This window comes from Saccharothrix sp. ALI-22-I (assembly GCF_001984175.1).
GTDB lineage: Bacteria > Actinomycetota > Actinomycetes > Mycobacteriales > Pseudonocardiaceae > Actinosynnema.
Genome location: NZ_MTQP01000051.1, coordinates 99,361 through 119,827 on the forward strand (window position 1 = coordinate 99,361; position 20,467 = coordinate 119,827).

The window sequence follows — 20,467 nt, forward strand, 5'->3', positions numbered from 1 at the left end:
TTCGGACCAGACGCCACCGATGGTGGCACCACGCGCAGCGGTCACGGAACGAATGCGGTGTGACGCAACCGGATCGAGGAAGACGCACCACGGACTGGTGAAGAGCCTTCCCGCCACCGCAGTTCACCCGGAATCGACACGCCGTCCCCCGCGCAGGCACACCTCACGGACTACTGAACCTCGAACGGAGGTGCCGGTCGAGCTCAGTGCCTCCTGCGGTCACCGGCTGTAACACGTAAGCCCCGATGGGCGACTACCAGCGTACGCGCGGTGATCATTGCGCAGGCGGAGAGGAAACCCATGGTGGACGAGTCCGACAACGGCAACCGGAAAGAGCGGGTGCAGATCCTGGTCGGTGACCAGGTCGCGTACGTGGAGGTGGACCGGCTAGCGGGCGCCGAGGAGGAGGAAGTCTCCGCCCGAGCCCTGTCGCTCGACGGTTTCACCAGCTCGCTGTCCGCCATCACCGAAACCGTCAGCAACGCCCTCGCCCACGGGTTCGACAAGGTCAAGCCCGACAAGATCACCCTGGAGTTCGGCTGTGAGGTCGGCGTCGAGTCCGGCAAGCTGACCGCGATCCTGGTCAAGGGGTCGGCCAAGGCCAACATCAAGGTGGTCGCGGAATGGGCGCCGGAGGCGTAGGGCTCGAAGGGCAGCTGATGGCCGCCACGGTGGCCATCACGGTCCCGGACAGAGGTCAGGCCGACCTCGGGTCCGGTGCCTTCGTCGCCCCCGGCCTGGTGATCACCTGCGGGCACGTCGTCGCCGACCAGGCCGGCACACCCAGGGTCGAGTCCGTCCGCGGCAGCTGGCAGGGCCGGGAACTCGACCTCCGGGTGGTCCCCGAGTGGATCAGGCCGTGGGCGGACGGCAAGGGACCGGACCTGGCGCTGCTCCGGGTGGTCGGCGAGGACTACCCGGAGACGCCGTGGGTGGAACTGCGCGATGTGGTCGACATCGGCGACGACCTGTGGGCCTACGGCTACCCCAAGGGGCCGTACCGCTCCGGGGACTCGGTCGCGTTCCGGTACGAAGGGCCGTCCCGGTCCGCGGGGTCCGTGCTGCACAAGCTGTCCCAGGGGCAAGCGCAGCCCGGACTCAGCGGGGCTCCGGTGCTGAACCGGCGAACCGGTGGTGTCGTCGGTCTTGTGCGCGCGTCGAGGGACAGTTCCAGCGACCTCGGCGCGCGCCTGGTGACCGCCACCCTGATCGCTGCGGAGTACGGCCCGATCCTGGCCGCCGAGCTGGGCAGCCTGGTCGACCGCCCCTGGCTCGACGCGCTCACCGATGAGCAACTGGTCGCGGGGCGTTGGGAGAGACCCTCGCCGAAGCTGTTCGACTACCTGCAAGCGGCCGAGAAGCAGGCGCGCGAATTCCCGTACGCGGTTCCGGTGCACATCGCGCCGCCGCTGATCGACCTGTACGTCGAGCAGAAGGTCACCTCCAAGGCCGCGGAGCGCCGCGAACCCGATAAGCACGACGAGCACGACAAGCAGCGGGACCGCGAGCGCAAGCTCGAAGCCGTGCTCGCGACGAAGCTGCTGACGCAGCACCGCAACGCGGTGCTGACCGGCGGGCCGGGCGCGGGCAAGTCGAGCCTGTTCAACTTCATCGTGGCGGACTCGGCGCGGAAGTGGCTGCGGCCCGCGCCGGGTGAGGCGTCACCGGACTTCGTCCCGGCGCGGCTGTCCGCGACCCGCCTCGCCGAGACGCCCGGCCCGCTCGCCTCCGCCGTGGCCACCGTGCTCTCCCAGGACCTGGTGGACTACCTGAAAGAGCCGTTGCCGGCGTACGCCCTGCACCAGGCGCCGATGCCCGGCGTGGACTGGCTGGTGCTCGTCGACGGCATCGACGAGGTGCTCGACCCGGAGTCGCGACGGAAGCTGCTCGCACGGCTGTCCCACGCGATGGGCGAGGACAGCTGCCTGCGGATCGCGATCGCCAGTCGCCCGCTCACCGAACAGGAACTCGGATTCGCCGCTACCGGTGACGCGGTGTACGAACTTCAGCCGTTCGACCCCGAGGAAATGCTCGCCTTCGCCGACAAGCTCTTCGACAAGCACGGCTCGGCCGACTCGTCGGCCGACGCGCAGCGGTTCGTCGACCAACTGTCAGGCAGCTCGCTGTACGAGTTGTGCCGCACCCCGCTCCTGGCGACGATGACCTGGGCCATGTACGTGGACTACCCCGAGCGCCCGCTCCCGGGTGGGCGAACGCAGCTGTACCGGGAGTTCGTCGACAAACTCCTCCACGAACAGGACCGCAAGCTCAAGGTCACCGACCAACTGCGCGACATGCTGCGGGAGTGCCCCGGTGCCGAAAACGTGGTGGCCGGCCTCATAGGCGACCGGAAGCACTTGATCGCGAGCGTGGCCGCGGACCGGCACGAAGGCTCTGAGCACTCGTTGCTCGACCTGGCCCTGGGGTACCTGGCGGCCAGGAAACCGGCGGACGGCATCACCGACAACCGGTGGCGCGAGCTGGTACGCGACCTGCTGATCCGCACCGGTCTCGTCGGCCGGAAGGGCCGAGAACTGGTGTTCACGCACCACACGTTCCAGGAGTACTTCACGGCGGTGCGGACGGCCGCGATGCACACCCCCTCCGACGAGGAAGGCAGGCTCGTCCTGGAACGGGGTATCAGCTCCAACCAGCAGAACGTCACCCTGTTCCTCGCCGGGGTCTGGGCACTTCAGGGCGCCGACCTCTCCGAGGCGATCATCTGGCTGCTCCGACGCGGAGACATGCAAGTCAATCTGGCCGCTGCCATCGTCGCCGACGGTGTGCGGGTCTCCGCGGACTGCGCCGAGGACCTGGTGACCTCGCTCGGCATCATGAAGCGCTCCCGGCCCGCCGGCGGGAAGCACGAGACCTTCAAGAAGGTCGCACCGCACCTGGACGACGACCTGTTGCACAGGATCGCCGCAGCGGAACACATCAATCCGCTGGTACGCGTCATTGTCGTGCTCACCATCAATCGTCGGGCCGGCGAGAACGACGTCCTCCCGGAGCTGCGACTGGTAGTACAGGACCTCGGGGCCAGCCCCGGACTCCTGTTGACTACCGTGGACTTGTTGGACGAGCACGGGTTCCGTTCCTCAGCCTTGACGCTGCTCAGGAGTGAGTCGTCCGCGACGTCACCGCCCTACGAGCTGGAAGTCGCCCAACGCCTGTACCGCCTTGGCGAAGCGGCACAGGCGACCGAGATCATCCTCGACGTCCTGACCGGTGCTGAGCACTCAGTCGACCGGATGCTCAGGGCGGCCGACATGCTGGCTCGTCACGACAGCACCCTGGGTATCGAGCACCTGCTCCAAATCTCGACGTCATCAACCCTCTCCGCTTTCCACAGGTACCGCTGCGCCGACGCGTTGGGCACCGCGGGAGCGGTGGACGAGGCTCACGCGCTGCTTCACCAGGTACTCCGCGATCCCACCGCCGACAGGCTGGATTTCAGCTGGGCCGCCGAGAGCCTCGCCCGGCTCGGGTTCCGGCGGGAGGCCATCGCCGCGCTGTCCGAAGCAGCTCTCGACCCGCGCACGACAGCGGAGTTCAGGCTCCGTGTCATCGTGCAGTTGAGGGAGCTGGACGCGCTCGGGATCGACCTGGTGCCAGTCCTTGCCGCAATCCGGGACAACCCGACCGTGGATACGGCAGAGCGAATCGACGCCGTCACCATGCTCAGCTTCGTTGACGGATCAGTCGAGCCGGTCGACGAACTGCTGCGGCTCGCGCGGCTGCCCGGGCGGTTGATCAACCCTGCGGTGGTGGCGGACAAGCTGTTGGAACTCAAGGCGCCTGCCGCGGCGAAGAAGCTGCTCCGTGAGGTTCTTGAGAACGCCGATGTCAGCAGCATGTCCGACGCGGCAATGATACTGGTCGACCTGGAACTCTTGGACGAAGCGACAGCACCGCTGCGGGCCGTGGTCCACGATCGCCACCAGTCCATTCACGACCGGTGCTACGCTTTGTACTCCCTGAGGCGGTTTCGGGCGGACGCGTCGGACCTCGATGCGATAACGACAGTTGCCGAGTCTCCCGCCCTACCCGTCTCTGTGCGCCTCACGGCGGTTCAGAGACTCGCCGGGCTGCCCGACAACCAGTGGGCGGTGGACCAACTGCGGCATTGGGCGTATTCCCGTGATCTCACCGTCGATCAGCGCCTCGACGCTGCGAGAGCCCTGGCACAGTTCGATCACGGGAACAGGCGGACCGTAGCGCGCCTCCAGTACCTCACCCATCCTGACCTGCCTCTCGCCGACGCGATGGAGGTACTCGAATCCACCCCTCACGAGACGTGGGGTGACACGGTCCACCAGGCGGTGATCGCGTTGAACGGCCGCAGCACCGTTCCCGCCCGTTGGCGCCACTCGGTGCGGAACATCCTGATGAGCACCCTGTCACCGGCCGAACAGCTGGCAGCGCATCGCGCTGTCGCACTCGACACAGCACAGCCGGCCAACGCGCGGTTGCAAGCGTGCAGATGGTTGTACGACGAGTTCGACCGGACCGAACTCGCCGATGTGGTACTCGACGTGATCGAGCGATCGGACACCTCACCAGCCGACCTGGTCACCGCAGCGGGGCTGCTGGTCAGATACGGTCGACCGGAGCACTGCGCGGAGGTGCTCAGACAGGTCGCCGCGGACGAGTCGACCCCGCCGGCGGAAAAGTTGGAGGCCTCCGAGGCACTCCTGCGGCTCTCGGAGTTCGACGCCGCGTTGGGCGGCTGGCGCGAGGTGCTGGCCGCGCGGGAGTGGGCCGACGGCGCCTACAGCGGCGCGGCGCGAAACCTCGCTTCCGTCGGTCTGGTCGACGAAGCCGTTGGCGCGCTGCACGCGTTCATCGAGCTGGTCGAGAAGCCGTCCGCTGATCGGGCCGACGCGGCCGCACACCTCTCCCTGCTCGGCCGCCACGAAGAAGCAGTCACGGTTCTCGACGAACTGGCCGCGGCGGCACGGAGCACCGCCGACGCCGTCGCGGTCGCCGCCGCGCTCGAACGCATCGACGAATGGCGACGCGCGAACGACTTGTGCGCCGGCGTCGTGCTCGCCGCGGATGCCCGCGAAAGTGATCGCTTGGACGCGACCACACTGATGTGTCGTCGTGGCGCGACCGGGGCGTACGAAGCGAATCGCCGTGCGGTCGAGGCAGGTGTCCGACCGCGGTGTTGGGCGAGGTCGTGGGCCGTGCTCGCCGAGTACGGGTACGAGCGCGAGGCGGCGGAACGGTTGCGGGACGTCGCGTACGACGGCACCCAGGCCGTCGATGACCGCATCGCCTGCGCGATCGCGCTGGCCGACTCGGGGAGTTGGCTGGGCGAGGCCGTGTCCCTGGTGCGCGCGATCCTGCGAGAGCAGCAGCCCGGCGCACGCGAGGTGATCGCGGTCGGCGAGTTCCTGAGCGGGGCGGGTGAGTGGAGCGAGGCGATCGCGCTGCTCGACACCCTCGACGTCGAGGCGCTCGACGAGGAGTTGACCGAGCGGTTGAACCAGGTGCCGGTGCGGACGCTGTTCCACCGGTGACGGCGCTCGGCGGCCACGGCAAGCCGGCGTGTCGATTTGTCCTTACACCACAAGGTGTTCTGGCCGAGCGCGCGAATTCAACGGAACGCATTATATCAGAGGAAAAATCAACCTTTGGTCTCTTGTGGCGCGATATCCGACAACACTAGAACTGCTCCTGCATTGGCCAGTTCTAGGGGGATTGCGCATGCGTTTGATCAAGTTGTTGGTTCCTGCGCTGCTCATGGCAGTTCTGATCACCCCGGTGTCGGCGGCCGCGCCGGCGGTGGGTTCGCCGCCCTCCGGGTGGACGTTCACCGGCTCGCAGCTGGTGTGGACGGCGCCCCGCCCGATTCCACCGGGTGACGCGGCGATCGAGTTCTGGGACGGTGACCGGCTGCTCGGGGTGCCACGGCCGTCCGTCGACCTGCGGTCGTACACGCTGGACGGGCCGCGGATCAGTGGTGTTGAACGGCTCCAGGTCCGGGCTTCGGGTAGGCGGCTGGACGCCGAGGAGCCGTTACGCCCCATGGGCACGACGCCGCCCGCGAACGTGCCCGCGCCGCTGCCCGCCGCCGGGGTCGACCCCGGCAAGCCCGGTCCCTTCCAGACGCGCACCGGGGAGTACGCGCTGGACCCGATCACCGTTCCGGGATACGGCACGCCCATCGAGATGCAGGCCGTGGTCGTGGCGCCGAAAGGCGCGCCCGGCAAGCGCCCGCTGGCGTTGTTCCTGCACGGCAGGCATTTCACCTGCTACAACCCCGCCAATCCGGACGAGATCCTGATGTCGTGGCCGTGCCCGGCGGACACCAAGCCGGTGCCGAGCCACCTCGGCTACCTCCAGGCGCAGGAACTGCTCGCCTCGCAGGGCTACGTGACCGTGTCCATCTCGGCCAACGGCGTCAACGCGCAGGACGCCCAAGACCCCGAGCTGGGTGCGGGAGCGCGGTCGTCGTTGGTCCGCGCGCACCTGGCGAAGTGGGCGGATTGGGCTGGTTCCGGTCGCGGTTCGGCACCGGAGATCGTCCGCGCGTCGCCCGCCGCCGACCTGGCGAACGTGTTCCTGGTCGGGCATTCCCGTGGCGGCGAAGGGGTCAACCGGGCGGCCACCGACAGCATCACCCCGCCACCCCCGGGCAGCGGCTACGACGGCCCGGTGCGCTGGAAGATCAAGGGCGACCTGCTGATCGGCCCGACGATCTTCGGGCACAACCCGGCGCCGGACGTGCCGTCGGTGACGATCCTGCCCGGCTGCGACGGTGATGTGAACGACCTCCAGGGCCAGATGTACCTGGACGCGACCCGCGGAGTCAGCCGGGGAGCCGCACTGCACAGCGCGCTGTACTTCGTCGGCGCGAACCACAACTACTTCAACACCGAGTGGACCCCCGGCCAGGCGGAGGCCCCGGCGTTCGACGACTTCCCGGACTCCCCCGCCGACGCGGTGTGCTCGCCGGGAACGGCCACCCGGCTGACGGCGGCGCAGCAGCAGACGGCGGGTGCCACCTACATCGCGGCGGCCGCACGCCTGTTCGTCGCGGGTGACCAGCGCGTGCTGCCGCTGTTCGACGGTTCGGGCGTCCGCGCGCCGTCGGCCGACCCGGCGCGTGTGCTCGGCCATGCCATCGGCGGCGCGCGGTCGGCGTTCATCGTGCCCGACGACGCGACGACTGCCGGTGGCAGTGCGCGGATGTGCACGCAGGCCGGGTTCGACGCTGACGTTTCGTGTGTCGACCCGGCCGAACGGTTGGGATCGCCGCACTTCACCAGGTTCCGCGGCATCTCGCCGGAGCCCGGCAGGTTCGCCGTGGCACTGGAGTGGTCGGCCGAGGGCCGGCCGGCGGTCGTGCGTCCCGGCAAGGCGGTCTCGCTGGCCGGGGCACGGGAGCTGGCGCTGCGGCTGATCGTCCCGCCGAACACCGTGGCCAACCGCTTCGACGTGGCCGTCACCGACACGACCGGACGCCGCGCGCAGCTGGGTTCGGTGTCGCTCGACGGGCTGCCGGCCACCGAACAGATGTCCGCCCGCTGGGCGCAGGAGATCCGCGTCCCGCTGTCGTCGCACGGCGTCGACCTGCGCCAGATCGCCGCGCTGGAACTCATCCCGCGCAGCGCCACCGGACAGGCGTGGCTCATCGACGCGTACGGCTGGAACCACGGCCTGCCGGACCCCCGACCGGCCGCGCTGCCGCGTGTCGACGTGGGGACGCTGACGGTCGAGGAGGGCGACTCCGGCACGCAGACCGTCCAGGTTCCGATCACCGTGTCCGGCGACGGCCCCGGCTCGGTGCGGCTGTTCATCAACAACGAGGACGGCCGTACGTTCACCCAGCGGCTGGTGACGATCCAGCCGGGCCGGCACCGGATCGAGGTTCCGATGTCGGTCACCGGCAACACCCGCTGGAGTTTGAACTCACGGCGCGCGCTGATGGTGAAAGCCGTTCAGGGCACGGTCGCCGGTCGCTACGCGGGTGGTCTCACGGTGCTCAACGACGACCCGGCGCCGACGCTCACCGTCACCCCGGTCGCCGACAACGTCGCCGAGGGCGGTGTCCTGACGTGGAGGGTGACGCTGTCCGAGGTGGCCGACGAGTCCGTCTTCCTGGTCGGCGTGCCGGTCGCGCCGGCCGGCGGGCCCGAACTGTCCACCACCGATATCGACCCCGAGTGGTTCCGGCAGCGGACGTACGGGGAGGAACCGCTACCGTCCCGGCCGTTGTCCACGACAGGACTGGTCGTCGTCACCTTCATCTCGCCGGGGCAGTTGATCGGGGAGGTCAGGGTCCCGACGGTGACCGACACCGAAACCGAACCAGCCGAGCAGATCCAGTTGCGGTTCACGCCGCACCAGCCTGTCGGCAGTGACATCACCATGGCCGGCACGGTCACCGACACCCCGCCACACCGTTCATGACCATCACGACAAACCGCGCGCCCTGACACGCTTGGGGCGTTCACAGAAGACGGTTCACCGTTGCGGGTAACCAGCCCGGTCACCCGCAACGGCGGACTCCACGCCGGCTGTGGATCGTCACCCGTTCGGATGGGCCGACGGGCGGGAGCCGCCAGGCACGGGCAGGATCTCGTGCCGGAGGAACCATGTGGCAGTCGGACGGGTGGGACGTCAGAGCGCGGATCGGGGTGCTGACCCCGCACGCCGACGTGGGGCCGGAGTCCGAGCTGCGCGCGATGGCACCCCCGGACGTCGGCGTGCACGCCGCGCGGGTGGAGTTCGGCGCCATGGGTGCGGGCGGGGTGATGGCCCCCACGATCCCGCTCGCGCCGGTCCTGGCGTTCGTGGAGCCGCCGCACATCGACGACGCGGTCGGCCTGCTGTCCGCCGCACCCGTCGCCGCGATCGGCATCGGGTTCACGAGTTCGGCGTACGCCGACGCCCGCGCGGAGGAACGGGCCGTCGACCGGTTGCGGGCTCTGGGTGGAATCCCGGTCGTGGCGACGTGCCCGGCCGCGGTCGAGGCGCTGAGTGTGCTGGGCGCCGACCGGATCGCCGTGTTCAACCCACCGTGGTTCGACGCCGCACTCGACCAGCTCGGCGTGGAGTACTTCACCGACCAGGGGTTCGACGTGATCGCCCACGGTTCGTGCGTGCTGCCGAGCAACCAGCGCAACATCACCCCGCTCGACCTCTACGACTGGCTCCGCGCGCACACCCCGGACACCGCGGAGGCGGTCTTCGTGGGCGGCAACGGTTTCCGCACCGTCGGCGTCATCGCCGCACTGGAACAACACCTCGGCCGCCCAGTGCTCACGGCGAACCAGGTACTCCTGTGGAAGCTCCTCCGCACGGCACAGGTGCCCACGTCGTCCGTGCGCGGCTACGGCTGGTTGTTCGAGACGTCGTAACGGCGGTCCTCCGGCGAGCCGGTGCCGTGCAGGCCCGGTTGGCGGAGCGGGGTCGTTGCGCGCGGATCACGGGTGATGTGGTCGTTGGAACAGCGCCGTGAGGAGGAACGGCACGCCGAACAGGTCGGCGTCGGGTGGTTGTTCGATCATGTGGCGTAGTTCGATCTCGGTGTAGCCGTCGAAGAGGTGGCGCAGTTCGTCCGGTGTGTAGGCCAGCCCGCCGTGCAGGCTGCCGTCCCGGTACAGCTGCAGGTCGGGTGTCCGGGAGCCGTCCGCGCCCGCCGCGAAGCAGACCAGCCCGAAGTGGCCGCCGGGTGTCGTGTACCGCTCAAGCAGCGCCAGGTAGCTGATCCTGCGGTGTGGCGGGAGGTGGTGCAGGCAGCCCGAGTCGTAGACCAGGTCGTAGCTGTCGTGGGGGAGGTCGACGGCGAAGATGTCGGCGCAGTGGAATCGGATGTCCGCACCGGCTTGGGCGGCGCGTTCCCGTGCCCACGCCACTGCTGTGGACGAGATGTCCACCGCGTCCACCGTGAACCCGGCGGCGGCGAGTCGCAGGGCGTTGCGTCCCGGCCCGCACCCCAGTTCGAGGGCGCGGCCGCCGCGGAGCAGATCCTGGTTCAGCCAAGACTCCAGGTTCTCGTCCGCACCAGGGACGAAGAAGGGGATCGGGCGGTCGCGGTCGGCGTAGAACCGGTCCCACCACTGTGCGGGGTCGGCTGTTCCGGTCGACTCGCTGTCATCGACGAACAGTCGGTCCAGCAAGCGAAGCAGGTCGTCCAGCGACCGGATCTCACGGTTCATCGGCTCCCCCAGGTCGAATCCAGGCGAGTCTAGCGAGTGCGGCGCCGGATTCCCGGTTCGGCGGGCATCGCGAGCCACCCGAACAAGATCACCCCTAATGGAGTCGGCCGCCGCCGCTACGTCTGATCGAGCAGGGTGAGGTAGGCGTCGAGTTGGGCCGCGCCGGCGAGAAGGTCGCGGCTGCGCGTGGTCAGCCGGTCCTGCCAGGAGTCGAGGAAGGCGCTCAACGCGTCCGCCCCGCCCGCCTCGCGCAGCGACTCGACGAACTGCGCGACCTGGCGCAGCAGGTACCCACCTCGGCGCAACTGCCGCGCGATCTCGGCGTCGCGCACACAGTCCGGTCCGTATTCGCGGTAACCCGTTGCGCGGTCGCGTTCGGGGCGCAGGATGCCCTCGGTTTCCCAGGTGCGCAGCGTCGCCGGGTGCACGCCGAGCCGACGCGCGAGTTCACCCACGGTCAGCGGTCGACCGTTGACCGGCCCGGGTGTCGTGGCGGACAGGCTGCCAAGGGCCGTCGCGACCTCGGTGCGGGTGCCGCGTTCGGCGAGCAGCGCGACGTGCGCGGCGTCGATGAGCCGGTAGGCGGACTCGGTGTCGCCCTGGTTCGTCGCACGCATGATCTCCACCGCCTGCTGGTGCCCGTGGCCACGGCGCAACGCGAGGAAGGCGCGCAGGGCCTGCGCGTGCAGGGGCGTGTAACGCCGGTAGCCGGTCTCGCTGCGCTCGGTCGGCGGGAGGACGCCGGCGTCGTCGTAGTTGCGGATCGCCTGTGCGGACAACCCGTGTTCCCGGGCCAGGTCGATGGGTCGCAGCGTGCACCTCCGATTGAGGCTTCAACCCTATCGGACCGAGGTAGAAGCCGCAGAAGCTTCAACCGATTCTTCAACGATAGCGTTGAGGGCAGTTCCTTTCGGAAGGGGTGTTCATGTCCACTGCCACACCACTGCGCGGGATCGGCCGCCAACTCGACGACCAGGCAAGCCTGGGCCGTGCCGTCGACGAGCTGCTCGCCGCGCGGACCGAGCCGCCGACCCTGCTCGCCCTCGGCGAGCCGACTCACGGGATCAAGGCGTTCCCGTTGCTGCGCAACGAACTCCTCGGTCACCTCGTCGAACGCGGGTACCGGTCGGTCGTGCTGGAGACCGATGTCTTTGCCGCGTCCGTTGTCGACGACTACGTGGCCGGGGGAACGGGGGATGTCGACGCGGTGCTCGCGACCGGGTTCAGCCACGGGTTCGGCGCCGTGCCGGGCAACCGTGAACTCGTCGAATGGCTCCGCGCGCACAACGCCGGCCGTGCGCCGCAGGACCGGGTCCGCTTCCACGGCTTCGACGCGCCGGTGGAGTCCTCCGGTGCGCCGAGCCCGCGACACGCACTGTCCTCGGTCAACGACTACCTGCCCGTCGCGCTGCGGCCAGAGTCGGTCCGCGACCTCGACGCGCTGCTCGGCGAGGACGCGGACTGGACGAACCAGGCGGCCATGTTCGACCCGGCAGCGTCCATCGGCGACTCCGACCGTGCTCGCGCCCTGCGCATCATCGCCGACGACCTAGCCAGCACGTTGCGCCGCGCGGCACCCGTCCTGCGCCCCGCCGACCCGACCGACTACGCCCACGCCGTCGCGCACGCGCGCACCGCCCAGGGCCTGCTGCGCTATCACGCGGCCATGGCCCGCTCCGCACCCGATCGCATCGCGACCCTGCTCAGCCTGCGCGCCGAGATGATGGCCGAGAACCTGCTCGCGATCGTCGCCCAGGAGCAGCGACGCGGGCCAAGCCTGGTGTTCGCGCACAACGTGCACCTCCAGCGTGCGCAGTCCCACATGCCGGTCGGCGAGAACGACGTGAGCTGGGCGAGCGCTGGTGCGCTCGTCGGGCTCGCCCTCGGCGAGCGTTATGTGTTCCTGGCAACCGACGCCAACCCCCACAGCGCCCCGGGCACCCTCCAAGGCGTGTTGGCCGAGGCAACCACCCGCCGCGCCCTGTTCCCGACACAGGCCCTGCGCGCCGCGCTCCCCCCGTCGATCGGCACGGGCGAACCGATCGTGCGCGGCCACCTCCCGCTGAACCCGGCGGAGTTGGACGGCACCGACGCAGTCATCTTCATCGCCGATACCGACGGGAAGCGGCATCAGTACTGGTAACGGCACTCGATGCGGAGGCAATGGGCAACGTGTAAACCTGCGGTAGGCCATCGCATGGGGCCGGCATGAAATAGCCATGGACGTGAAGCGGTTTGTCGCGCCCGCGGCAGCTACGAGATCGCGGGCGCGGTGGGCCGGTCGAGACAATGTATGACGCCCATCAGATCGCGGCACTGGCGTTCCCCAGCTTCCGGTCCGGACGGTCCGGCTACCGGTGGTTCCGTCACGCTGGCGGGGTGAACCCGCGACTGTCCACAACGGTCTCCGGCCGCTACCTGTCGTTCGTCGAGCGCGAGGACATCGCGCTGCTGCGCGCCCAGGGCCTCGGCGTGCGCGCGATCGCCCGGCGGCTCGGCCGGAACGCCTCGACGATCTCGCGGGAACTGCGCCGCAACGCCTCGACGCGGACCTACGACCTGGAGTACAAGGCGTCGACGGCACAGTGGCATTCCGAACGGCGTGCCAGGCGCCCCAAGGTCGCCAGACTCGTCGCCGACGGGCGGCTGCGCGACTACGTCCAGCGGCGCTTGTCCGGTGAGGTCCGTGACGCCGACGGCGCCGTGCGCGGTCCCGACGGTCCGACGTGGAAGGGCCGCAACAAGCCGCATCGCGGTGACCGGGCCTGGGTCCAGGCGTGGAGCCCCGAGCAGATCGTGAAGCGACTTCCGGTCGACTTCCCGGATGATGAGTCCATGCGGATCAGCCACGAGGCGATCTACCAAGCCCTCTAAGTCGAAGGTCGCGGCGCTCTCAAACGCGAGCTCGTCGCCTGCCTGCGCACAGGACGGGCTCTGCGGGTCCCACGCGCCAGGTCGAGGCAGAAGGCATGGGCACACGTCACCCCGGATGTCCTGATCACCGAGCGGCCGGCCGAGGCCGACGACCGCGCCGTGCCCGGACACTGGGAAGGCGACCTCGTGCGCCACGAGGCGCTGTGTTTTCGAGCGGAGGTGAAAGACCTACGCCGTTGTGCTGTCGCAGCAGCATAACGAAGCTGAGGGCAGCCTGATCCGGGAATCGCCGGAGAGGGCGGAAAGCGGCTCTGACAACGCCGGGACGGGCCAGCACTGCCGAATGGTTCGGGTCCGGCAAGCGAGACGGGAAGGTGTACGAGAGGAACCGGTGTTGTCACATCCCTTAAGTCTCCCGCCAGCTCCAATTCGGTGGATATGGGCTGGATCGCGGTGCACACCCGGTCACGTGTTCGTGGTGGCCGGGGAACTCTTGGGCTGGTTCAGGTCGCCGGTTCGGGAGGTCACGGTGAAAGTCTGCGGCGTAACCGTGACGATGCCGCGGGGATATAGCCGGGCACCTCGCCCGACAATCGAAACACAGTGAACGTGGGAACCACTTCGGATCTCCGTATCGACCGCTTGTTGTCGCGGTGGATGCGGATAGGCGCGATGTCCGCTGACGATCCGAGGGTGGGGCGGAGGACTCGTAGTAGTCCGAGGACGGGAAAGCCGTCCACATGGCGAAGGGGTCCAGCGGATTCATGTTGGCGAGGGACTGTGATGGGCGGAGACACCATTGAATAGTGGTGAGCCGTGGCCGGACGCCGATTCGGCATGGTTTCGGGCACGTCGGATGCAGACCAAACTGCACCAGTGGGCGGTCAGCGATGCTGGTCGCCGGTTTGACGACCTGTTCAACCTCGTGTGTCACCCTGATTTCCTCGCTGTGGCATGGGGAAGGGTGTCGGGGACCAAGGGCGCGCGCACTCCTGGGGTGGACCGGGTAGCTCCATGGTTCATTTCCGAACCGGCGGAGGTCGCCGCATTTCTGGGTCTCCTGAAAGCTGTCAAACGCATCGGTTATGCCCGCGTTCAACGGCATGTCGACTTCGTCCACAGGCTGGACCAGCAGGGGCGCGGGTAACACCGCGGACTCCACCTTCTCCAGGGCGAGGGTCAGACGCAGCTGTTCGGCGAGCGTCTGACCCAAACGCCGCGTCACGTAGTTCTCGATCTGCGCCAACGCGTTTGGCCGGTTGCGCGGGTGGTCGTAGGCGCGTACGGACTCACTGGAGCGCCGGAACTCCAGCACGCCCAACGCGGTCAGGACAACCAGCCCCATCCCCACCGCCGGCCACGCCCACGGCTCGAAGCCCGCCAGCGGACCGGGCAGCGACCCGCCGGTACCGATGTTGATCGCAGCAGGCACCAACACCGCGCCGAACACCACGGCCACGCCGATGAGCATGACTCGAGCCGTCGGAATCCGGCCGTCCGCCACACCACGCCCCCTGTCGTCACCTCCACCCTAAGTCATGCGAATCCCTTACGTACGGCCGCAAAACTGCGGTCACACCAGCGGAAGATGGCACACGTGATTCCCCAGTGAACGCCGGCAGCGAAGGTGTTTCGGGACCGGCCCACCGCGGCGTCGCCGGACTCGAAGCCGACGTCGACGCCTGGAACGACGATCCCAAGCCCTTCGTCCGGACCAGGACCGCCGACGAGATCCTCGACAACCTCGCCCGGTACCGCCGACGAATCAACGACTCAGGACGCTGGACCGCTAGACCGCTAGACCGCCTCCAGCGCTCGCCGCTGGAACACCGCCAGCGCCACGCCCAGCACGACCACCGCCATGCCCGTCAGCACCGCCACCTCGACCAGCACCGAACCCAGCCCCGCCGACGGTCGGGACAGCGCCAGCAGCGCGTCCATCGCCCACGAGTGCGGGAACAGGTAGCCGATCGTGTTCAGCGGTTCGCCGGCCACTTCGCGTGGCCACAGGCAGCCGCCCAGCATGCCCAGCACGATGCCCACCGGCGGACCGATGGCGGGCGCCTGCTGGGGTGAGCGGACCAGGGCGCCGACCAGCATCGCGGCGCCCGTGGCGATCAGGCAGAACAACCCCACGACCACCGCCACGCCCAGCGGGTCGCCCCACCTCACGTCGAACAGGAACCGGCTCACCACGATGATCAGCAAGGACTGCGCGAGCGCCACCGCGAACCGGCTCAACGCCTCGCCCAGCAGCACCCGGCTCCGCCGCACCGGGGCGGCCAGCGAGCGGCGGACCATGCCGATGCGGCGGCTCTCCACCAGCGCGGCGGCGACGGCCATCGAGTTGACGAAGGTGAACAGCAGCAGGTTCGCGGGCGCGGTGTAGGCGAAGCCGGTCGGCTCGGCGGACTCCCCGCGACCCGACGAGGTGGTGGTGACCGCCACCGCCTCCTCTTGCGCCTTGCGGACGTACGTGTCGGCCTGCTCCGGTGACGCGCCCGCCGCCCACGCGGCGCGGGTCGCCTCCAGCACCGCCGACACCTTGCCGACCGCCACGTCGATCTCGCTGCGCGCGGCCATGCCGCTGCCGCTGGTCTGGTTCATGACCAGGTCGAGGCTGGTGTCCCCCGGTGTCACGACCAGTCCCGCCGCCAGCTCGCCCTGGCGGACACCGTCGCGGACCTCCTCCTCGGACTCAACGCGCCGGACGTCCAGTGCCTCGGCGGACTCCAGCTCGGCGAGCACGGCGGCGGACACCGGGTCCGAGGTGTCGGCCACCACGGCCACCGGCAGCTTCGCGTCCGCCGAGCCGCCGCCCAGGGCCATGCCGACGAACACGATCGTCACGAACGGCATGACGACGATGAAGAACATGCCGACCTTGTCGCGCAGCTGGCGCTTCAGGTTGGCCAGCACCAGCGCGGTGACCGGGCGGGGCCTCATGCGAACCTCCCCTTGCGGAAGCGCAGGAACGCCAGCGCGCCCGCGACGACGCCGATGCCGGTGACCACGGCGACCGGCACGAGCACGGCGGACGGCCCGGCGCCGGTGCCCGCCAGCTCCGACAGACCCGCCGACATCCACCCGTTGGGGGTGACCAGGGATACGTCCCGGAGCCAGTCGGGCAGGTTGTAGACGGGCACGATGCTGCCGCCCAGGAACGCGAACACGAACGCCACGCCGAGCGTGTAGCCGTCGGCCTGCGCGTCGGTCCGCGCGCGGCTGGCCACCAGCATCACGATCGCGGTGGCCGCGAACGCGTGCGCCAGCACCAGCAGGAACACCCCGCGCGGGTCGCCCCAGCTCACGCCGAAGATCAGCACGGAGGACAGCCAGGTCGCGCACATGCTGACCAGCACCAGCCCGAACCCGACGGCGCTCTTGCCGACCAGGGCCGTCCACAGCGGCACCGGAGCGGCGCGCATCCGGTCGAGCGTGCCGTTCTGCCGCTCGGTGAGCAGGCTGCGGGCCGAGGTGCCGACCACGAAGAACGCGAACATCACCGCCATGCCCGAGCCGTAGTGCACGGCCAGGTCCACCGGCCCGCCGGCGACCGGGTCGCCCGCCAGCGACAGCGTCGGCCCGGCCGCGCCGTTCTCCTCGACGAACAGCTGCACCCGGTCGGCCGGCACGCCCGCGTCCAGCGAGGCCCGCACGGCCAGGGTCCTGGCCTCGACCAGCGCCGAGATCCGGTCGACCATGCTGCGCGCCACGACACCCGCCAGCGGCGACTCGGGCGATTCGAGCACGGCCACCTGCCCGCCGCGGCCCGCGCGGACGCCGTCGCTGAACCCGGCCGGGAACACCAGGGCCGCACCGGACTCACCGCTGTCGACCGCGGTGCGCGCCGCGCCTTCGTCCGGGTACTGCCGGAAGGTCAGCACGCCCTTCAGCTCGTCGGTGTTCAGCGCCTCGCGCTGCACGCTGGCGGGGAACTCGCCGCCGTCGAGGTCCACCACCCCGATGGTCGCCTTGAGCGGAGGGTCGCCGTCACCGCCCAGCGCCAGCCCGAACAGGGTGGCGAGCAGGATCGGCGCGACGAGCGCGATCAGTGGCGCGGTGCCGTCCCGCAGCCGCGACCGCAGCTCGTGGCCGCCCACGACCAGCAGGGCACGCACAGTGCTCTTCCCCAACGTCTCGCTCCTCGCTCGGCCCGCGTCAGTCGCGCAGGGTGCTGCCGGTCAGGTGCAGGAACGCCGCCTCCAGGTCGGGCTCGACGACCTCGACACCGGTCACCGCCCCCGCCTCGGCCACGGCGGACAGCAGCCCGGGCAGCAGGTGCCGACCGCCGACCACCAGCAGGCGCAGCGACGACGACCCGGTGACCGCGACCTCGGACACGCCCTCCACGGCCCGCAGCTTCTCCGCCGCCGCGTTGACGTCGCCGTCCAGCACCAGCTCCACGCGGTCCGTGCCGCCCAGTTCGGCGACCAACTCACGCTTGGTGCCGTCGGCGACCACGCGGCCCCGGTCCATGATCCCGACGCGCGTGCACACCCGCTCCACTTCCTCCATGTAGTGGGAGGTGTAGAGCAGGCTCATGCCCTCGGCGACCAGCGCCTCCACCCGGTCCAGGATGGCGACGCGGCTCTGCGGGTCGACGCCGACCGTGGGCTCGTCGAGGATGAGCAGCCTCGGCCGGTGCAGCAGGGCGACGGCGATGTTGGTGCGCCGCTTCATGCCGCCGGAGTAGGTGTCCACCTTGTCGTCGCCGCGGTCGGACAGGCCGACCATGTCCAGCACCTCGCTGATGCGCGCGGTCAGCGCGCGCCGCGGCAGGCCGTGCAGCCGGCCGAAGTAGCGCAGGTTCTCCCGGGCGGTCAGGTCGGGGTACAGCGCGATCTCCTGCGGCACGTACCCGACCAGCCGCTTGGCCGCCACGGGGTCCTCCGCGACGTCGATGCCACCGACGCGCACCGAGCCCGTGTCCGGGCGCAGCAACCCGACGAGCATGGAGATGGTCGTGGTCTTGCCGGCCCCGTTGGGACCGAGCAACCCGTACGCCTCCCCCTCGTCGATGTGGAAGCCGACCCGGTCCACCACGGTCTTGTCGCCGTAGCGCTTGACCAGGTCCTCGCACACCAGCGCAGGCGTCATGTCGTCCTCTCGGTCAAGGTCCGCACCCGTCGATCTCCTCCGGCTGGGAGGCGCCCACCACGTTGTTCCGGAAGCGCTGGTTGCCCGGGTCGGTGCCGATCTGCACGTCGAACGGGCTGTTGCCGGTGATGGTGTTCCACTCGAAGGAGTTGTCCACCGAGTCGGAGCCGCCCCAGTCCGCCGACGAGGCCAGCACCAGCCCCGCGCCCATCACCGACGGGCCACCGGGTTCGTTGCCGTGCACCCGGTTGCCGACGACCGCGACCCGCTGGACGCCGATGGCGCCGATGCCGACGCCGGAGATCGGCGGTCCCGCGAAACCGAGCACGCCGGGCTCGTCGCCGCCGGAGGCCAGGGTGTTGCCGGTGATGTCGTTGTCCGCGACGAGCACGTCGGCGACGCCGCCGGGCAGCTCGCCCTCGTAGGTCTGGTGCAGCAGCAGCACACCCGCCGCGTTGCCGTGGCTGCGGTTGCGCAGCACCCGCGCGCGGCTGGAGTTGTCGACGAACACGCCGAAGGCGTTGGCGGTGGCCTCGCTGTCGGCGATCAGCGCGTCGGCGGCCGGGCAGAACGCCAGCGTGATGCCGCCGTACTGGCTGCCCTCGGCGCGGCAGCGCAGCACCTCCACCTCGGCCGACTCGCGCACGTACAGGCCCCACACCACGTTGCCGACCGACTCGACGTCGACGAGTCGCAGGTCGGTGGCGGTGTGGGCGTAGACGCCCGCGCCGGAGAAGCCGCGCACGGTCAGGCCCTCGACGGTCACGCCGGACACGTCGTGCACGGTGATGCCGCTGACCACGTCGGCGGGCGCGTCGTGCAGCGGCGGCACGGAGGTGGGCGCGACAGGACCGGGCACGATCACCGTGCGACCCGCGCCCGCGCCGACGAGCGCCACGTCCGACCGGCCGATCACCAGGCTGCCCTCGTAGGTGCCCTCGGCCAAGCGCAGCACCGCGCCCGGTGCGCAGGTGTCCAGCGCCTCCTGGACCGAATCCCCTGGTTGGACGCTGATTTCGGCCGCGGCCTCGATCACGGGCATCGCAGCGCTCCTCTCGACGTGGTGGTCAGTATGGCAAGGGCGACGATCAAGTCACCGCGAAAGCCCCAGCGGGCCATGCCCACCACGGTCGCGCCGTCGTGGGGGCGGGCGGAAGGTTCGGTGAGCCGCGCCAGGGCGGCCGAACCGCTGGCGCCGCGCACGGTGTAGGCGCAGCGCTCGGTCATCGAGACCCGGGTGGCCGCTTCGACCTCGGGCACCGCGGCGGCCAGCAGCGGGTCGGCCCACTCCACACCGGGCAGCAGGGCCTCGCCGCGCGTTTCGAAGTCGTGCCAGGAGAACCCGGGCGGGCGGCCGCCGACCGCCTTGACGAGGCACTCCTTCACCGCGACCGTGGCCGCGGTGGCGAGGCCGGGGTCGGCGTGCAGGTCGCGCTCCGCGGGCGAGGCGACGTGCCGGGTGTAGGCGGGCCCGCTGTAGGACATGGCGCGCGTGACCCGGGCGACGTCCACCACGTCCACCCCGAACAGCAGCAGCGGCGCGGTCACCCGGCGATCCGGTCCAGGAACCGCAGCAGCTCGGCGGTGTAGACCTCGCCGCGCTCGATCATCGGGATGTGCCCGCAGTCCTCGACGGTGACGAACTCGGTGTTCGCGTGCCCGGGCACCAGTTCCCGCCACGGCCCGATCGGCGTCATGCGGTCGTGGCGGCCCCAGAGGTAGAGCGACGGGCAACCGACCTCGTCCATCGCCGAGGCGACCCGGTAGGTCCTGGTGGCGCGGATGCTGCGGGCCATCGCGACCATCGCCGAGCCCTGGCGCAGCAGCTGCGCGGTGGACTCCATCTGCTCCTCGGTGAACAGCGGCTCGCCGTGGAAGAGGGCGGCGAGCATGCGGTCGCGGAACTGCTCGCCCTGCAACCGCACGTCGCCGCGCCGGTCCATGTTCAGGCCCACGTCGGGGTCGGCGCTCAGGCCGGGCGCGCCGCTGACCGCGATGGCCCGCACCCGATCCGGGAAGCGGCCCGCGAGGTCGATGGCGACGAGGCCGCCCAGCGAGTTCGCGCAGACCACGACCTCTTCCGCGCCAGCCGCGTCCGCGGCCTCCATCAGGGCGTCGCCGAGGCGCTCGATGGAGCCCGCGATCTTCGCGTCCACCGCGCAGATGGGTTCCTCGGTGCGCAGCACGGGCCATCCGGCGTCGGCGAGCGCGGCGAACGGGTGGTCCCAGATCCAGCCGCCCGCGAACAGGGCGGACATGAAGGCCACCAGTGGTCGCCTGCCCGCTGCGGGCCGGTGTTCGGCGGTGAAGACCGTCATCGG

At 70.1% G+C, this 20,467-nt stretch carries 14 protein-coding genes and 1 pseudogene; 7 read left to right on the forward strand and 8 right to left on the reverse strand.

The annotated features are described in order from the left end of the window. Positions 1-270: 270 nt before the first annotated feature. From ALI22I_RS11515 to ALI22I_RS11530, 4 genes are all read left to right on the forward strand, one after another. The gene (locus tag ALI22I_RS11515; RefSeq protein ID WP_143532143.1) at positions 271-642 is read left to right on the forward strand and encodes a CU044_2847 family protein; all 372 of its coding nucleotides are present in this window, start codon (positions 271-273) and stop codon (positions 640-642) included. After that, on the forward strand, positions 624-5,525 hold the full coding sequence (locus tag ALI22I_RS11520; protein WP_077005449.1) for a serine protease: 4,902 nt from the start codon (positions 624-626) through the stop codon (positions 5,523-5,525). Before ALI22I_RS11515 ends, ALI22I_RS11520 begins: the two co-directional genes overlap by 19 nt. 187 nt (positions 5,526-5,712) lie before the next feature. Beyond that, complete coding sequence (locus tag ALI22I_RS11525; protein ID WP_077005450.1) at positions 5,713-8,421, forward strand: hypothetical protein; 2,709 nt, start codon at positions 5,713-5,715, stop codon at positions 8,419-8,421. Between the two features lie 185 nt (positions 8,422-8,606). Beyond that, positions 8,607-9,371, forward strand: coding sequence for a maleate cis-trans isomerase family protein (locus ALI22I_RS11530; RefSeq protein ID WP_077005451.1), 765 nt, complete (start codon positions 8,607-8,609; stop codon positions 9,369-9,371). 66 nt (positions 9,372-9,437) lie between these two features. On the opposite strand, the gene ALI22I_RS11535 is transcribed toward ALI22I_RS11530, so the two are convergent. Then, positions 9,438-10,172 carry a class I SAM-dependent methyltransferase gene (locus tag ALI22I_RS11535; protein ID WP_077005452.1) on the reverse strand — a complete coding sequence of 245 codons (735 nt, stop codon included), beginning with the start codon at positions 10,170-10,172 and terminating at the stop codon, positions 9,438-9,440. Between the two features lie 116 nt (positions 10,173-10,288). Continuing rightward, on the reverse strand, positions 10,289-10,984 hold the full coding sequence (locus ALI22I_RS11540; protein ID WP_077005453.1) for a TioE family transcriptional regulator: 696 nt from the start codon (positions 10,982-10,984) through the stop codon (positions 10,289-10,291). Positions 10,985-11,097: 113 nt separating this feature from the next. Here ALI22I_RS11540 and ALI22I_RS11545 point away from each other — a divergent pair, with 113 nt between their 5' ends. The 3 genes and pseudogenes from ALI22I_RS11545 to ALI22I_RS50705 all read left to right on the forward strand — a co-directional run bounded on the left by ALI22I_RS11545 (position 11,098) and on the right by ALI22I_RS50705 (position 14,193). After that, positions 11,098-12,315, forward strand: a complete 1,218-nt coding sequence (locus ALI22I_RS11545; protein WP_077005496.1) for an erythromycin esterase family protein — start codon at positions 11,098-11,100, stop codon at positions 12,313-12,315. Between the two features lie 146 nt (positions 12,316-12,461). Further along, positions 12,462-13,235: pseudogene (locus ALI22I_RS11550) on the forward strand (transposase); the annotation flags it as partial. A 667-nt stretch (positions 13,236-13,902) separates the two neighbouring features. Further along, complete coding sequence (locus ALI22I_RS50705) at positions 13,903-14,193, forward strand: hypothetical protein (RefSeq protein WP_179118198.1); 291 nt, start codon at positions 13,903-13,905, stop codon at positions 14,191-14,193. A 650-nt stretch (positions 14,194-14,843) separates the two neighbouring features. Here the strand turns inward: ALI22I_RS50705 and ALI22I_RS11560 are convergent. Genes ALI22I_RS11560 through ALI22I_RS11585 form a run of 6 tightly spaced genes read right to left on the reverse strand, consistent with a single transcriptional unit; the run spans position 14,844 to position 20,464 of the window. Further along, complete coding sequence (locus ALI22I_RS11560; RefSeq protein WP_077005454.1) at positions 14,844-15,992, reverse strand: ABC transporter permease; 1,149 nt, start codon at positions 15,990-15,992, stop codon at positions 14,844-14,846. Continuing rightward, entirely contained in the window at positions 15,989-17,182 is a 1,194-nt protein-coding gene (locus ALI22I_RS11565) for an ABC transporter permease (protein WP_077005455.1), read from the reverse strand. Before ALI22I_RS11565 ends, ALI22I_RS11560 begins: the two co-directional genes overlap by 4 nt. A gap of 25 nt (positions 17,183-17,207) precedes the next feature. Further along, positions 17,208-18,146, reverse strand: coding sequence for an ABC transporter ATP-binding protein (locus ALI22I_RS11570; RefSeq protein WP_077005456.1), 939 nt, complete (start codon positions 18,144-18,146; stop codon positions 17,208-17,210). A gap of 13 nt (positions 18,147-18,159) precedes the next feature. Then, positions 18,160-19,188: a right-handed parallel beta-helix repeat-containing protein gene (locus tag ALI22I_RS11575; RefSeq protein ID WP_077005457.1), complete on the reverse strand. Its 1,029-nt coding sequence runs from the start codon at positions 19,186-19,188 to the stop codon at positions 18,160-18,162. Continuing rightward, positions 19,179-19,694 carry a 4'-phosphopantetheinyl transferase superfamily protein gene (locus tag ALI22I_RS11580; protein ID WP_238598311.1) on the reverse strand — a complete coding sequence of 172 codons (516 nt, stop codon included), beginning with the start codon at positions 19,692-19,694 and terminating at the stop codon, positions 19,179-19,181. The genes ALI22I_RS11575 and ALI22I_RS11580 overlap by 10 nt, the downstream gene beginning before the upstream one ends. Beyond that, positions 19,691-20,464 carry an alpha/beta fold hydrolase gene (locus ALI22I_RS11585; protein ID WP_077005458.1) on the reverse strand — a complete coding sequence of 258 codons (774 nt, stop codon included), beginning with the start codon at positions 20,462-20,464 and terminating at the stop codon, positions 19,691-19,693. Before ALI22I_RS11585 ends, ALI22I_RS11580 begins: the two co-directional genes overlap by 4 nt. Positions 20,465-20,467 lie beyond the last annotated feature (3 nt).